General features: G+C 58.0%; 15 protein-coding genes. 8 read left to right on the top strand and 7 right to left on the bottom strand.

What is annotated here, in order from left to right; translation table 11 throughout:
- Positions 1–400 precede the first annotated feature (400 nt).
- A complete protein-coding gene (locus AC0L23_RS38860) occupies positions 401–574 on the bottom strand; it encodes a hypothetical protein (RefSeq protein ID WP_473358312.1) in 174 nt (57 codons plus the stop codon).
- A 148-nt stretch (positions 575–722) separates the two neighbouring features.
- The gene (locus AC0L23_RS38865; protein WP_473358313.1) at positions 723–1,100 is read right to left on the bottom strand and encodes a response regulator; all 378 of its coding nucleotides are present in this window, start codon (positions 1,098–1,100) and stop codon (positions 723–725) included.
- A gap of 138 nt (positions 1,101–1,238) precedes the next feature.
- Between AC0L23_RS38865 and AC0L23_RS38870 the strand changes: the two genes are divergently transcribed.
- Positions 1,239–2,372 carry a sensor histidine kinase gene (locus AC0L23_RS38870; RefSeq protein ID WP_473358314.1) on the top strand — a complete coding sequence of 378 codons (1,134 nt, stop codon included), beginning with the start codon at positions 1,239–1,241 and terminating at the stop codon, positions 2,370–2,372.
- A 111-nt stretch (positions 2,373–2,483) separates the two neighbouring features.
- On the opposite strand, the gene AC0L23_RS38875 is transcribed toward AC0L23_RS38870, so the two are convergent.
- Complete coding sequence (locus AC0L23_RS38875) at positions 2,484–2,771, bottom strand: hypothetical protein (protein WP_473358315.1); 288 nt, start codon at positions 2,769–2,771, stop codon at positions 2,484–2,486.
- A 237-nt stretch (positions 2,772–3,008) separates the two neighbouring features.
- Here AC0L23_RS38875 and AC0L23_RS38880 point away from each other — a divergent pair, with 237 nt between their 5' ends.
- Together AC0L23_RS38880 and AC0L23_RS38885 are read left to right on the top strand one after the other, a co-directional pair.
- A complete protein-coding gene (locus tag AC0L23_RS38880; RefSeq protein ID WP_473358316.1) occupies positions 3,009–3,173 on the top strand; it encodes a hypothetical protein in 165 nt (54 codons plus the stop codon).
- Between the two features lie 1,501 nt (positions 3,174–4,674).
- The gene (locus tag AC0L23_RS38885; RefSeq protein ID WP_473358317.1) at positions 4,675–5,226 is read left to right on the top strand and encodes a YybH family protein; all 552 of its coding nucleotides are present in this window, start codon (positions 4,675–4,677) and stop codon (positions 5,224–5,226) included.
- 205 nt (positions 5,227–5,431) lie between these two features.
- Here the strand turns inward: AC0L23_RS38885 and AC0L23_RS38890 are convergent, their stop codons facing one another.
- On the bottom strand, positions 5,432–7,078 hold the full coding sequence (locus tag AC0L23_RS38890; RefSeq protein WP_473358318.1) for a winged helix-turn-helix domain-containing tetratricopeptide repeat protein: 1,647 nt from the start codon (positions 7,076–7,078) through the stop codon (positions 5,432–5,434).
- A 505-nt stretch (positions 7,079–7,583) separates the two neighbouring features.
- On the opposite strand from AC0L23_RS38890, the gene mddA reads away from it, so the two are divergent.
- On the top strand, positions 7,584–8,366 hold the full coding sequence (mddA, locus tag AC0L23_RS38895) for a methanethiol S-methyltransferase (protein ID WP_473358319.1): 783 nt from the start codon (positions 7,584–7,586) through the stop codon (positions 8,364–8,366).
- A gap of 354 nt (positions 8,367–8,720) precedes the next feature.
- Here mddA and AC0L23_RS38900 read toward each other — a convergent pair whose 3' ends face one another.
- Together AC0L23_RS38900 and AC0L23_RS38905 are read right to left on the bottom strand one after the other, a co-directional pair.
- Complete coding sequence (locus tag AC0L23_RS38900) at positions 8,721–9,290, bottom strand: TMEM175 family protein (protein WP_473358325.1); 570 nt, start codon at positions 9,288–9,290, stop codon at positions 8,721–8,723.
- 258 nt (positions 9,291–9,548) lie between these two features.
- A complete protein-coding gene (locus AC0L23_RS38905) occupies positions 9,549–10,985 on the bottom strand; it encodes a DUF1254 domain-containing protein (protein ID WP_473358326.1) in 1,437 nt (478 codons plus the stop codon).
- A 474-nt stretch (positions 10,986–11,459) separates the two neighbouring features.
- Between AC0L23_RS38905 and AC0L23_RS38910 the strand changes: the two genes are divergently transcribed.
- The gene (locus AC0L23_RS38910) at positions 11,460–12,362 is read left to right on the top strand and encodes a GGDEF domain-containing protein (protein ID WP_473358320.1); all 903 of its coding nucleotides are present in this window, start codon (positions 11,460–11,462) and stop codon (positions 12,360–12,362) included.
- Between the two features lie 213 nt (positions 12,363–12,575).
- Here the strand turns inward: AC0L23_RS38910 and AC0L23_RS38915 are convergent, their stop codons facing one another.
- Positions 12,576–13,028, bottom strand: coding sequence for a MerR family transcriptional regulator (locus AC0L23_RS38915; protein ID WP_473358321.1), 453 nt, complete (start codon positions 13,026–13,028; stop codon positions 12,576–12,578).
- A gap of 88 nt (positions 13,029–13,116) precedes the next feature.
- Here AC0L23_RS38915 and AC0L23_RS38920 point away from each other — a divergent pair, with 88 nt between their 5' ends.
- From AC0L23_RS38920 to AC0L23_RS38930, 3 genes are all read left to right on the top strand, one after another.
- Positions 13,117–13,836, top strand: coding sequence for a hypothetical protein (locus AC0L23_RS38920; RefSeq protein ID WP_473358322.1), 720 nt, complete (start codon positions 13,117–13,119; stop codon positions 13,834–13,836).
- 62 nt (positions 13,837–13,898) lie between these two features.
- On the top strand, positions 13,899–14,222 hold the full coding sequence (locus tag AC0L23_RS38925; protein WP_473358323.1) for a YnfA family protein: 324 nt from the start codon (positions 13,899–13,901) through the stop codon (positions 14,220–14,222).
- A gap of 263 nt (positions 14,223–14,485) precedes the next feature.
- Entirely contained in the window at positions 14,486–14,650 is a 165-nt protein-coding gene (locus AC0L23_RS38930; RefSeq protein ID WP_473358324.1) for a hypothetical protein, read from the top strand.
- Positions 14,651–14,716: the final 66 nt, after the last annotated feature.

Consider the following 14,716-nt stretch of genomic DNA (forward strand, 5'->3'; position numbering starts at 1 on the left):
CAAACAACCCGCGCTCGCGCCGTCTCCGCAACCCCGACCAGCTCCGACGACCCGAGCGCTACCAGCAGAGCACGCCGCTCAAAGGGGTCCCTTTTGGAGGCCGATAGGGGGTCCCAGTCGAACGCCGATTGACAAGTGATGGCGGCTCGCCCGCTTCCAATGCGCGTAGTTGCTCGCGAAGCTCTGCTTCAAGCTCCCGGATCATATCTGCAGTTGGACCGTGGGGAAACTCACGCGCGAGCTGGCGGCAGCGCGCCAACTTGTCCCTGAGTGCTTCTTTTTCTGGTTCGCGGAGCGAATGGAGCACTACGCTCGTGAGCTAGATCAGATGGCTTGAGGCCGCCTCGGTGAGCGGCCTCTTTCATTTTGACATCTGGCAACGGAACCGCGTGGCCAGCACCTAGCCGGCCGGTTTTTCCTCGGCCTCGCGCGGTTGCTCGCCACGATTGTCGGCCGTCTTCTCTGAATCCCCGGGCTTCTTCCCGGCCATGTTCCCCGGATTGTAATGGAACTTGCCGTCCGGATTTTCGCCGGGCTGTTTCTCATTCGGATTTTTGTTATTGTCGGCGGCCATAAGGCTATTCCTTTGGAAGGAGGAACAACATGCAACAGGGCCGGCCATCCCTTAGTTCCCAACGTGGCCTGTTTCGCTTTCGCGAGCGGCGAATCCGGAGCTAGATCAGATGGCTTGAGGTCGCCTTAGTGGCGGCCCTTGCAATTAATTAAAGGAAACCGCTCATCTCCCGGACCGTCGCTACGAGTTCGCCGGCGCTGTATGGCTTGGAGATAAACCGACTGCCCATGGGCAAGTCGTCTTTATTGACCTTCGCCTTTCCAGACGTTGCAATGATCGCGATAGGCGGCCAGCGGCCCCTAACGGCAGCAGCGAGTTTGAGGCCATCCATCGAACCGGGCATGTGTATGTCGGTGAAGACAATCGTGATGTCGGCTCGGCGTTCGAGAATGGCGATGGCTTCGTCGGCATTTGCAGCTTCGACGACCTCAATCCCCACGGACTTGATCATATCGACCGCATCCATGCGGATCAGAAGCTCGTCCTCTACAATGAGGACAACCGGCCGCACGTTATCTAATTTCACTGAATAAATGTCTCCATGACAGGATACGCGGGCCGATCTGGGATGGTTCCTCGCATACCTCCCTCATTCGAAAACAGATAGACATTGACGACCGTGAAGTGCACGGTAGCGGATTAGGCAGTAAAATCAGAGATATCGTTGAAAGCTGACCTGCACAGGGCCGAAGAATCTCGTCTTGGCGCCCTTCGGCGCTATGCCATCCTCGACACCCCGCGAGAGGCCGATTTCGACGAGGTCGTGAAGGTCGCGTCCGCCGTCTGCGGTACACCGATTTCCGTGATCAACCTGATCGACCAGGGTCGCCAATGGTTCAAGGCGGAGGTCGGACTGGGCGTCCGCGAAACGCCGCTCGACAGCTCGATTTGCGCACATGCGATCCTGCAACCCGGCCTATTTGTCGTACCTGACACCACGCTGGACCGCCGTTTCGCCGATAACCCGTTGGTTACGGGCGACCCGCATCTGCGTTTTTATGCTGGCGCACTCCTTGAGACGCCCGAAGGCTTCCCACTCGGAACTGTCTGCGTACTCGACTACAAGCCGCGTGAGCTTGACGAGACCCAGAAGGCCTTTTTGCGGTTGATGGCCAATCAGGTGATGAAGCTGCTCGAACTTCGCCGGATCAACGCTGCCGAACATCTCGCCAGAGTCGAAGCCGAGGACCTGGTCAGGGAAAAAGAGACGTTGATGCGCGAAGGCGATCATCGACTCATGAACTCATTGCAACTCGTTCAGTCGATCCTCGCGCTTCAAAGCCGCAGCGCACCGAGCGACGAAGCGAGGGCTCAACTCGATATGGCCAGCAATCGTGTGCTCGCCATTGCGACCGTTCACAAGCAGCTGCATCTGACAGGCAGTCAGGAAGAGATCGAGATCGATACTTTCCTGCGCAGGCTCTGCGAAAGCCTCAAACACACCGCGCCGGCTCAGATTACCGCGGTTAATGTTGACGCGGAGAATGCCCGACTTCGGTCGGATGTCGCGAGTGGATTAGGTCTTCTGGTGGCGGAATTGGCCACGAATAGTTTCAAGTATGCATATGCGCCGGGTGAACGTGGGTCGGTTGACATAAGCTTCAGAACAAGCGCGGGCGGATGGATTTTGGAAGTGTCCGATCAGGGGCGAGGATTACCAGCGGGATTTGATATCGATCGGAGTAAGGGCTTCGGCATGCAAGTCGTGAAAGCATTCGTGCAACGGCTAAATGCAACAATGACCGTATCGTCGCGCCCAGGACATACCGCATTCGTAATCGTCCGCGAGGCCGATTGACATTTGGCGGCCGCTTCTGGCCCATCTCGGACCCTTCCGGCCGACCTGGTGACGTCCGCTCGCGCTGCTACCGGCAGTTGGAGGTGACGGTCGCGCGTGAACTATTGCGGACTACGCTCGATCTAAATCAACGAGATATGCGAGAACCAAGTCTTCTGTCTGAGCTTTGAGAGCGGCGTCTCGATAGATGATAATCTCCGCTTCGCCAGCTCTGCGAACCGTCAACTTCGCCGTCGACGAGCAAAGTGGCACGCCGTTCGATGTCATCGTGGTCAGGTCCTCACGAACCCAGTCCTCTTTGCATAACTCGAAAGCTTCTGAAAAATTCTTTGCTTCAAAGGCGAACGCAGCTTTGCCGTCAACGTCCATTACGAATACGGAGCCAGAGAAAACGGTCATTGACACTCGCTTTTCATCGGCATCGGACAGCCGGGGGACCATATACTCACAACCTAAGCGACACGAACCGGGACACGGAGGGTTCACTCAGCGGCGGGTTCATGGCGAACTGAGTTTGCCTAACCGGAACATCGTTACACTCACCTAGTTAACTTGCATCATCGACCGAGGCTCTGCCTGTAGGCGTCGATGCCCGAGAGACCAATTGCGCTCCCGCCTGCGAGGACAGGAGCGCTTATGATCCCTGAACAGCTCAAAGTCATTCAGCTTTTGCAAGCGCTGGAATCTTTGCTGCTAGATGAGATCGGCAAGGCAATCTGCGAAGGTGGCGATGCCACTGCTCCTGCGCGGAGACTGGAAATGGTTGCGCGTCTGCTCGCCCGACTTGAAGCGGAAGAGTAAGCTTCCCGGTGGGTAGGCGCACTGGGGTTACCCTTTCGTTCAGATGAGGCGGATCGGATCAGGGGAACTACGCCTTGGATGTGTCACAAAGATACGCCGCCGGGCTCGAAATGAAGCGTCCCGGCGGCGCCCTGTACCAAACTGGGGACCAGCAATCCCAGTCAGTAGTGAATGTGCAATGCTTGTGCCACAGAGACGTGACAAGGCCGCAAAGAGCCGTGGGCGCGACTTTTCATCGCGCGCGCTGCCAAACCGACCGTTCTGACCCCAAGCCGCCATTCGTCGTCGTAGGTTTCAGGAGGGCCCGATCTGCGAACGATTGCGCACCAGCAAAGTCCAAACGGGCGACGCACCATCCCAGCGGCGAAGGCGCCCCGACAGCCGCACCTTCAGCCCGGCTTCCGTGATCCGCTGAACAACAAGATGCAGCGCGATAACGTCGCCCTCTGACAGCTCCACACAGCCACGCTTCCGCGACCACACCGCGCCCGGGAAGCGAAACAAGTTCGCCTTCAGCCACCTGCCGCTGCGCTCCGACAGCGGTTGTAAGTCGACCTGAGCGCCGGCCCTAGGCCGCAGCCTGACATCTGCCCGTCGCAGCCAATTCGGAATCCAGCCCATGCGAATGACTAGCCGTTACTCTCCACGTTTGTCTAGGCTTCGCCGTCTGAATGGATTCGCCGCTCTGTCAGACACCAAACGAGCGAGTTATCTGCTTCGTCATGACCATAACCGCGTCAGTGTACTTTCCGTTTGACACTTGATGATCGCACAACGCCAAAAAAAGCAGTGCGAAAGCAGCAATCATGCATCCTTTGAGCATCGGCCTCTCCCACGAAGAGACTGCCAACCGAGCAGGTCTAAATAATAACTAGCGGAAACGGAGTCGCCGCGGCGACGCGGTGCAACGCTCAAGACGTTGGCAATGACTCATTAAGTTTCCGTAAATCAGAAGTGGAGCGGCACCCGCCTTCTCGGAAATGATGATCATCGGGGGGCAGTGATGAGGGCCTAGGCTCCACGCCAGACGCGCAGCACGCCTTCGCGAAAGCCGCCGACGAAATGATCTGGCAGGTCGGCTGGCAGCATTTGGCTGAGGTCATCGAACGAAGCGCTCACTATGGTGGCCAGCTCGTGTGCCGAAGCGTGCTCCGCCCAACGGCGGCCTAACTCCAAACCACGTCGTCGATCTTCCTCTGCGTCCATCGGCCTGGAGATGTCTCGCGTTAACCGGCCCCGCCGGGGCCTTCGACGCCCTCGCCAATCGTCGGAAGCTTGGGGGCTTGAATGACTGGCAAGGCGCACCTTAGACAAACAGTCCGTCCGTGTTTGGCTAGTGCACTATGTGCCAATGCCGGTGCGATGCTCCCGACGAGCAAGAGGGTAAATCGAGTTCGCCGTCTTGACTCTATGTTCTTGTTTCGTTCTATTGAGGTTATATCACTGGATTCATGTCCCTGAAAGCTCCATGGATTGCACAACGTTAGCCACAGGAGCTGCAATGACCGAACACCATACAAACTGGCCAGGGCTGCCGTCGCGGCGCTCGGCAATCACTACAGTGGCTGCGGCATCGTTAGCCGCCGGATTTTGCGCCAGCGCGGCTGCCACTGCCGACATCGCTCACCTTATCGAGCACGCCGCTGCGAAAAACGCGGCCTTCATGCGCGGGGACATGGATCGTTGGCTGGCGCTTGTTCGCATCGCCAGTGACTTCACGTTAATGCAACCATTCGGCGGCCCAACTAGCCACGGGTTCGACGCAAGTCCTGATCGTTTGGCGAAGCTATCCCAGTTTTTCAAGAACGGTGAGACGACCTTGGAAGTCGTGCAAACCTATGCATCGGACAAGCTGGTCGTTCTCGTCATGGTCGAGCGGCAATCTGCCGAAGTCGGGAGCTTACCAAAACAAGACTGGTCGCTCCGAGTTACGGAAATCTATCGCAAGGACGGTTCTGAATGGCAGTTAGTGCATCGCCACGCAGACCCGCTTGTTCATGGCGTTACGTTGCAGGAGGCGGCCGCAATTGCTCGCGGCGAACGCAAAGGTTAATGGTGAATGACCGTGGCAGGCATCTTATCAGAAGAAGGATCGATTGCGCCGAAGACAGCTTTGCGCGCAGTCCGTGGACGCGGTGACGCTGCATGTCGGCTCACAAGGTAGACTGAAACTTTGCAATCGGCCGCAGTTCGGCCGCCTGTGACTCGAAGCAGACGTAGTGGTTGCGCGCCCCCGGCCGCAACACACTGCGCAACGACTAGTCGTTGCGAACGCCGGCCGAACGCAATCCTTCGGTGTATTCGCTCAAGAACCGGGCGTCCCTACAGAAGAAGAGCTCTCGTTCGGCCGTTCCTGTGGTGTAATCGCTCTTGCGCGCCAACAGCTCTGCCACAGCGGCGCTTGCCTGCGCGTCGTCACCAAGGCATCCGAGCGAAGCGGCCAAGGTCGCATAAGCTCGGTACGTCGCGTTCGCCTGACGCGTCGCTCTGCGAGCGAATTCCGCAGCGATGTCGTACTCTCCGAGAGAGAAGTGTGCCCACGAACGCGTGTGGTGGAAGCTCCACAGGTGGCTGTCGCGTGGACTCAATATCGTGGCCTGGTCCAGCAGCGTTTCTGCTTCGATCTCGCGCCCGCACCACAGGAGATTGAAGCCTTGCGCGAAATAGCCTTGCGCGAAGCTGGGATTGAGTTCCAATGACAGGCCGATTGCTGCAGACGCCTCCTCGTTCTGCCGCGTGAGGCATAGCGCGCGTCCTAGCGCGCAATGGCAGAAGCAATCGAGCTCGTCGAGAGATACGGCAGTTCGGGCTTGTTGCAAAGCGGTCTTTAGCCGAGACACCCGGGCTTCGGGCGTATCGTAGAGAGAGCGTTGAATGTTCACGTAGCTGAGCGCGCCGTGTCCTCTGGCGAAGGTCGGATCGGCGGCGATCGACCTCTGAAAGTATTCTTCCGCACTGTCGAAACCAGGCGTCGTGAAACGCCATAGATTCCACAGTCCGCGCTGATAGCAATCCCAAGCATCCAGGCTCTCCGGCGGCTTGCGAGCCGCCAGCTGCTGTTCCACTCTCGACAGCTCGGGCTCGATCGTGGCGGCGATCTGTCGGGCCATCTCGTCCTGAATGTCGAAGATGTTCAGCAACTGAAATTCGTACTTCTCGGACCAGAGCTGCTGTCCGTCCGCGGCTCTCGCGAGCTCCGCGGCGATACGCACCGAGCCGTCACTCTTTCGCACGCTTCCCGACATGACGTAGGTCGCACCAAGTTGGGCGCCCACTTCGCGAGCGTCGACGGTGCCGCCCAGGAAGCCGATCGTGGAATGGCGGGAGATCACGGAAAGCCATCGATTTCGAGCGAGCAGCCGGATGATGTCTTCAGTGAGCCCATAGCTGAAGTATTCGTTTTCGGGATCGTTCGATATGTTTTGGAACGGAAGCACGGCGATAGATGGTCGGGTGATCGCCTCGGCTTTGACGGCCTCCGAAACTACGTCGTCCAGCTGCGAAATCTCAGTGTGAACGGAAGTACTCGGCTGACCACGTTCCGGGCCGCCCGCCTCGCCAGGTACGAGCTTGACAGCATCAGCGTCCGAGCTCGGCACTTCTTCGACATCTCCCACGAAGCGGAAGCCGCGGCGATGCAAGGTCTTGATGAATTGTTGTTCGGTGCCGCTGTCGCCGAGCACGCGTCTGGCGCCGTTGATGCGGCTTGAAAACGCAGCTTCCGAGATGATCCGGCCGTTCCAGATGTTCTCGATCAGCTCATCCTTGCTGACGACCCGGTCGTGGTTGCGCACGAGATGGACGATGAGGTCGAAAACCTGCGGTTCGGCATGAACGGGTGAGCCGCGCCGGCGCAATTCATGCTGCCCGAGATCGATCTCGAATTCCGCGAACCGGTATTTCATTACCATCCTTCCTCAGCTGGGCGGACGGACAATCCCCGAGCAAAGGAAAAATGAGAGTTTCCTCAAGGAGTCCGCCAAGCAGTTCGGACACAACAATCTACAGACCGGTCAAATGGCGTTCAACAGGAGAAGCCATATGACAGGCCTACCTCAAAACTACACTCGTGCTTCGGGCAAAATCTGCGACGTGAAGCGACCCGCCCGGCCCGGATCGTCGCTCCTTGCCTTTCCGTTCGGGCCAAAGCCTTCGTTTTCCCGGCGCGTTCTGGTCGTGGCCGCTTGTCTAAGGAGAACGACGAACGAGGCAATCGCGGCCGCGATAGCCGAACAGGCTGAGCGGGCGGCAACGGAGCAGGAGTGGCGAGCCGAGATTTCGCACCTCATCCAGAGATTAACTCCGTACAGCCCCCTCGACCAGCTGATCGCTTGGGCGGCAGCACGGCTAGGCAGCGCCCGCCGACCATGAAGCACCCATTCCCTGAATTTAGAATTGATGGAGATTGAAATGACTATGACTTTGCATTCCGACCAGAATTCCGTTCTTCCGGCTACGCCATCGCGAGCGACACGATTACTCGGCCTAGTGTACGGACTCGTCTCGTACGCCGTTTTTCTAGGTACATTTCTCTACGCGATCGGCTTCGTTTCGGGGGTCCTGGTCCCGAAGACGATCGACGACGGCACGACCGTGCCATGGAGCACGGCCTTGATGATCGACCTCGCGCTGATGTCGATCTTCGCTCTTCAGCATAGCGGGATGGCGCGACGCGCCTTCAAGTCTTTCTTCGCGCGTTTCTTTTCTCCGGCCGTCGAGCGCAGCACCTTCGTCTTGCTCGCGAGCCTTAGCTTGATCTTACTGTTCTGGCAGTGGCAACCACTACCCACCGTCGTGTGGAGCATCGATGGCCCAGTCTTCGCCGGCGCCGTCGCCGCAGGTGGCGCCATCGGCTGGATCATCGTGTTGTACAGCACGTTCCTGATCAGCCATTTCGAGCTGTTCGGATTGACCCAGGTGATCACGCAGTTCATGGGGCGGATTGCCCAACCTATCGCGTTCAAGACGCCTGGACTCTACCGATTGGTTCGGCATCCGATCTACCTCGGCTTCATCATCGCCTTTTGGTCCACCCCGTCGATGACGGTCGGCCATCTGCTCTTCGCGTCTGTCACAACAGGCTACATCTTTGTGGGAATTTGGCTGGAAGAAAGGGATTTGGTCGCTTTCTTCGGCGACGAGTACCGCAAGTATCGCGAACGGGTCGCAATGCTGCTCCCCGGTCTGTTTTGATCGAGCGATATCGTGCGAACGGCCTGCTCATGGGCGGGCCGTTTGCCTCGCCTGCGTGGGTTTAACTTTTGCCCATAATGGTGGATTTCGTCCACGGTCCGTTTTAGAGCGAGTGGACGTCTGAAGTTACGGGGCAGAGCGGACATGCTCTGCGCCTCTCTTGAAGCTGGCTTCGGCCAGGAGACGGCATTTTTTAAAGCGGCGCTTACAAGTCAGGCCTTGGGTGCAGCAGCCCGCTGCGACATCCGCTGTTAAGCCCACAGCTGACCTGCCGTGTCCATCCGCCCGAGGACCGCTTGTGACCCGGAGCGGACGTGGCCAACCAACGCGTAGAGTAAAGTGCGCCTGGTATGGCTAATTCGTTCGCAGCGGCCACCGCCGGGCTGCCCACCAGCCTGCCAGAGGCGCCCCAAATGCTAGGCACCATGTGAATTGCGCGACGGACGGCGCGACTATCGCCATCACCGTCGCGAAGACCAATGCAATGACCGGAAAGATCGCGGTTGCCAGCAACTCGGGATTGGGGTGACCTCGCAGCGCCAGAATCCATAGTAGCGCATTCAGGCCGGCAATGGCAGTCAGATGGACGCCATAGCTTACTGCGACGACGCTATCGAGCCGATACGTGCCGTAAAGTCCGTTCGTCACCGGGAGTATGACGATCGACAGCAGGAAGATCAGGTTGAGGAAGACTTCGCCGCGGCTGCCTTCCGGGGCGAAGGTGAGCCGCCGATGATGGCTGAGCCAAAACACGCCGGCGACGATGAAGCTGATCATCAGCGCGATGACAGGTTGGGCGTAGGCATTTACAAGGTCTATCCAGGCCGGCGCGTTCGCGAACCTGCTGGCCTTCGGCAGATCATAGGCGAGCAGCGTCATCGCGACGCCAAAGATGGTGTTGCTCAACGCCTCCAATCGGCGCATATCAAAATGACCGATCTGCTTCAACCTCGTTCCCCCTCAAGCCGCCGGACGCTTCGCGCAGCAGGGCCGCTTGAGACCCCGCGCATCGTTTTTCAGCCGCTCGCTTCCTTTGTGGTGCGGCTTTATGTCGGCTCACAGGGGTGGACCGGAAGTTCGCACCCGAGCGCCACACCGACCCCAATGACCCAATGCAGACTAGGATGGCTCGCTGGCCCTGTCGGTCGCGGTAGTCCCAAACCGAGAGGGGCCTTTGACGATCTATTGAGCGGCCAGGGTCGGAATGCCTTGAGCTTTCGTAACCGGCGGAGGATTCCACTTGCCGGTGAGCACCTCCGACTTTGGCGCGTACATGCGCAGCAACAGATTGAATGGTGTTTTGGGCGCAGGCAGCCAATTGGCCTCCTGATCCTTCCCGGGGCTTTCGTTTTGGACGTATAGGTCGAGCGAGCCGTCTCCGTTGTACTTGAATGGCATCCAGCTGCTGACGGCGAAACGATTTAACACGTTGCCGACCTGAAATCCTTCCTGATCATAAAGCGTGATCGACCAGAAGGCATTGACCGGTGGCGCTGCACCCTTCTCAAAAGTGATCGTGTATTTGTTTGCGCCATCGAGCGGCTTTCCTGTTTCATCGCCGAGGTTGAGTGGATAGATAGCGTCCTCGACCAAGTTCGCGCCAAGCCCCTGCTGCGCGAGAATAGCCCGCTTCAAGTAATAATTGCCGTATACGCCCACCGTGTCGGTGTTCATCACCCAGCCGTTCGCCACACGAGCCAATGTTGGCAGCTTCCATGCCATCAGCTTCTGAGCATCGCGGGGCGCGCTTTCAACCGCCTTTTGTACGGCCGGATCGAGTTTGCTCATCTCGAAGCTCTTGCCTACTTCGATCCCGATCTTTTTCATTTGAGCGAGAATTGGCTCATCGGTAATGTGGGGCGGCTGTAGCTTAAGCACCTCTGCGGCGTAGGCGAAGTATTTCCCGGCTGCCATGGTATCAACCTGGGTCTTTGGTGGCGTCTTCATATCGATGCTTGGATCGATTTTGACCTCGACAGGCTTTGGCGGTTTGCCAAACTCGGAAAGAAGCGTGACTTTATAGCCCGCCTGTATCTTGTGAACCGCATCGTAATCTGGCGGACCGTCGGTCTTGGTACGGCCAATGAGCCAGACATACGGGGTGGGCGCGTCAATTCGCTGAGTTTCCTTCGGAAGCTTAAACTCGTCGATAAACCTGTCCCGCAAATCTGGTCTCCAACCCTGGGGCGCTATTAGGAAAGTGGCGGCCTTGGTGCCTGTGGTTCGCCATCCGGGCGAAGCGAACACATCGGTCCACATGTCCAACATAGGCAAAAGGTAGTAACGGCCATCCGTATCAGGAGCAGAGATGACCACAGGCTCTTTCGTTACATCCAGCCAAGCGATGGAATATAGGGTGTCAAAGTTGGAGCGGACAACGCCCTTGAAATCGGCAGGCGGATATTGCGGAACATTGGTGAAGGTGTTCATCGGGCCTTTGCCAAATTCCTTGCCCGGCTCGACATTTGTGAAGGTCTTACGAGAAATATCCATCGACAACAGCGGATACAAATAGATATAGGCGTCCACGGCGATGGCGTGGGCGTCGTCTGCGGTGATGGCACTCTGGGCCTGTGCGATGTCCGGAAGGATAGGCCCCGTGAGGAGGCCGATCACCAAGGCAACAGTGACTTTATTCAAACTAGCCTCCAACTGGATTGAGTGCTGTTTTAGTAGCTGTTCGTTGTACCGATCCGGCCTGCCCGGTCCTATGCAGTTTCGGCAGCGAACGCTGATATCCCTGCACTGCTATTGCAGTGAAGAGCGACTCTTTGCCCTCAACTGACCTGCCGCCCGCAGCTGGTCGAAGACCGCTTCTAGCCCATCGAGTTTGTCAGTGCGGTGCAGCTACGTGTCGGCTTAGTTGGCGGGCCGGAAATCTACCGCCAATCACCAAACGAGCGCGATTGACCCGAAGCCGAAATTGGGTTGCGCCCATGTTCAGTTTCGACTGAACGTACATTTTGGTTAACTCACAAATAACGGTGTCGCCAGTTCTCGTCAGCTTCGAGCTGGACCAGGCTAAATCCTAAGGATCTCGAAATTCGATGTCCCTAATTTACGATGGCCGCAATGCAGCGGAGGGGCTTAGGCATGTTGTACGTAGCCACATACATCTATTGGGCCATTGTCGCCTTGTGGCTAACTGTGCTTTCCAGCGTTGTGTACTACTACGTGCGCAACCCGCGCGCATTCGGCACGACCCGCCTTCTGTTGACGGTGATCGGCGTCGACACTATCCGAAATATCGCAGAGAACATCTATTTCGGCCTCTACTTCGGGGGAAAATACGGCGTATTCCCTGATTGGACGGTCGAACTTCTGGGGCGACCTGAGCTGCTGATTTTGCCGAAAATTACCAATGTGGTGGCTGGATGCGTCGTGCTCGGCCTGCTGCTTTTCCATTGGTTGCCGGTCGCGGTCAGAGATTGGAAACGATCAGAGGAGCGTGCAAGCGACTTGCAGACGCTCGCCACGATTGACCCGCTCACAAACTTATACAACCGACGTCAGTTCGAAGCCCTGGCGCAGGCGGAATTAGGGCGATGCCAGCGCTATATGCGCCCGTGCTCGTTCCTGATGATTGACATCGACCACTTCAAGCGTGTGAACGACACTTTCGGGCACGAGATGGGTGATTGGGTTTTGAAGATGGTCGCGCGCACTCTGGCCTCTACGCGACGAGACGCTGACGTCGTCGCCAGATTTGGCGGCGAAGAGTTCGTCATTATGCTGCCGGAAACGACAGCAGAGGCGGCGACGACCGTGGCGGAGCGAATCCGATCCTCGGTGCTTGCGAACGCGCTGGCCATCGGAGACTCGAAACTGACCCTGACGATTAGCTTAGGGGTGAGCGAAGCCACAGCAAGTTCACCCAGCGTCGAAACCATCATTCGTTATGCAGATGAGGCGCTCTACGAGGCAAAACGGACGGGCCGAAATCGTGTCTGCGTCGCAAGGGGACCTTTAGAGGCGGTCGCGCGGGCAGCCGAATGAAGCATGCAAACATGGCGGTTAAGCGAATTGGCGGGGTCGCAGGTTGCAGCAGGGCACTCGGCTTTTGATTGTTATTAATCACTTCCGCTGTTGGCCCATCGCTTCCGTTGGCGTGGTGCTGCTATGTGTCGCCTCACAGGGGTAGACCGGACGTTTGCATCCGGGCGCCAAACCGCGTGAATGACCCAAAGCAGACTTCAAGGGCACCGCGACTCAGCCACAGCCTATTCGCCCTGCGGTTTTGGGGGCATCGGATTGGCGCTTCGAGAGATCGTCAAGAATTACGCATTCGGGACCCGGACCACCAGCACAGGAGGCATCGCAGTTCGCAACGAATGCGGCGATGCTCCGCTCAAGCGCCCTCAGCTCGGTGAGCTTGGCCCGCACCGTGAGAAGGTGCTCCTGCGCAAGATTGCGTGCACTGACGCACGAACTTTTGGGATTTTGAACAAGCGCAACGAGTTCTCGGACTTGTCCGATTGAAAAGCCGAAGTCGCGGCATCTCCGGATGAAAGTCAGGCTTCTCACATCCTCGTCGTCATAAACCCGCTGGTTGCCAGCTTGGCGACCCGCCGAGCGCAGCAGACCGATCTCCTCGTAGTATCTGATCGTCGGAGCGCTCGTGCCCGTCTCCCTCGCCAGCGCTCCGATCTTGAAAGGCTTCATCTCTTCGGCTTTCCTACCGTTCTTTTCGCTTGAACCTCAAGTTACTTGAACATGTAAGGTCCCGGCAACTCACATAAAGGAGAAGCCGATGTCCATCGTCGAAGCCGCGCCAATCGCCTGCAGACTAACGTCCGGAGAGATGCAAGACCGCCTCGCCTGGATCGCCAATCTCAACAAGCAGGCCTTGATCGCGCATCAGCGCGAAGATTTAGTGCTGAAGCTAACGTTCGCGGCGGAGGCGGTGTCCGGTGTGCAGGAAATGGTGCGAGCCGAACAGGCGTGCTGCGCATTCCTCCAGTTCGATCTCAAGGAAACGATGCACGAAATTCACCTGACGATCACCGCGCCGGAGGAAGCGAGAGAGGCGGCCGACGTGCTATTTGAGAAATTCGTTGCGAGCGAACCAACATGGTCAGCTCAGCCACCGTCCTGCGCGTGTTCGGCGGTCAAACCGGCTCCGAATGAGCCGCCCGGCGCGAAGGCCGCTGGCGCCACAGCCATCACCTTATCGGCCGGTGCGGTCGCATGCGGAGCCTGTTGTATCTTGCCATTCACCCTGCCGGCGACCATTCTCGCCAGCACCGGCTCGTTGTTGTCGTCGCTAGTCCACATGCATTTGTGGGTCACCGTGCTCTCTATTTTCGCCGTGACTGGCGCTTGGGGATGGCTGGCGTGGCAGATACGGCGGACTGGGCGCATGCCGGGTGTCGCCACGCTAGTCATGATGATTGCCTCAACAGTGTTCATGACGATTTCGCTGATGTGGCCTCTGATAGAAAAGCCACTGATCCGAGCGCTCCGAGCCTGATAGGCCTGCGTCGTGGCCCGCCGACTTGAATAGCGGCGGGTCCTGTGGAAACGTCGACTCTTATGAAGACTGGCATCGTTTACGTCTGTGCAGCCGTCGCCGAAATCGCGGGCTGTTTCGCCTTCTGGGGTTGGCTACGTCTTCAGAAGCCAATCTGGTGGCTGTGTCCTGGATTGCTGTCCCTGATCGCGTTCGCGTACTTGTTGACCTTGGTCGAAAGTGACGCCGCAGGGCGTGCCTATGCAACGTATGGCGGAATCTACATCGCGGCTTCGCTTGCATGGCTTTGGGTCATTGAAGGCATACGCCCCGATCGGTGGGACCTGACCGGTGCGTCCATATGCCTTGTTGGAGCCGCTATTATCCTCTGGGGGCCCCGCAGTTAAATTGTGAGTCTGCTGTTGGCCCGAAAGCGAAGTTTAGGCTGCGTCATTAATTGCCGGCTTGTCGGGGTGGACCGGACGTGGCCGGCGCCCGGCCAAAGCGACGCTCCTGACCCGTTGCAGACCATCGGCACCGGGTGCCCAGTTTGATTTTCGAAGGTGTTTAGTCTAGGAAAGCTCCAGCCCCGCAGCCTGCCGTAAGCAGAGCCGCGAAGCAGACCGGCACGACGGTTTGGGTTCTAGTTCAACGCAACCTGAGTCGTGCGATGCCTGAGCTTTCGGTACTGCTGCTTGCCGCCTGCATGTTTCTTGGCGCGGCGCTCTACACATCCGTCGGCCATGCAGGGGCGTCGGCCTACATCGCTTTGATGGCGCTGTTCGGCATCTCTCCGGCCGTGATGCGGCCAACCGCGTTAGCTCGTCGTCCGTGAACAAGGTTCTAAGCGATTGAGCAGGAGTCTCTTTTTCGGATTCGAGGCGGTTTGAGATTGCAGGGA

It is taken from the genome of Bradyrhizobium sp. MI1.4 (assembly GCF_055811315.1).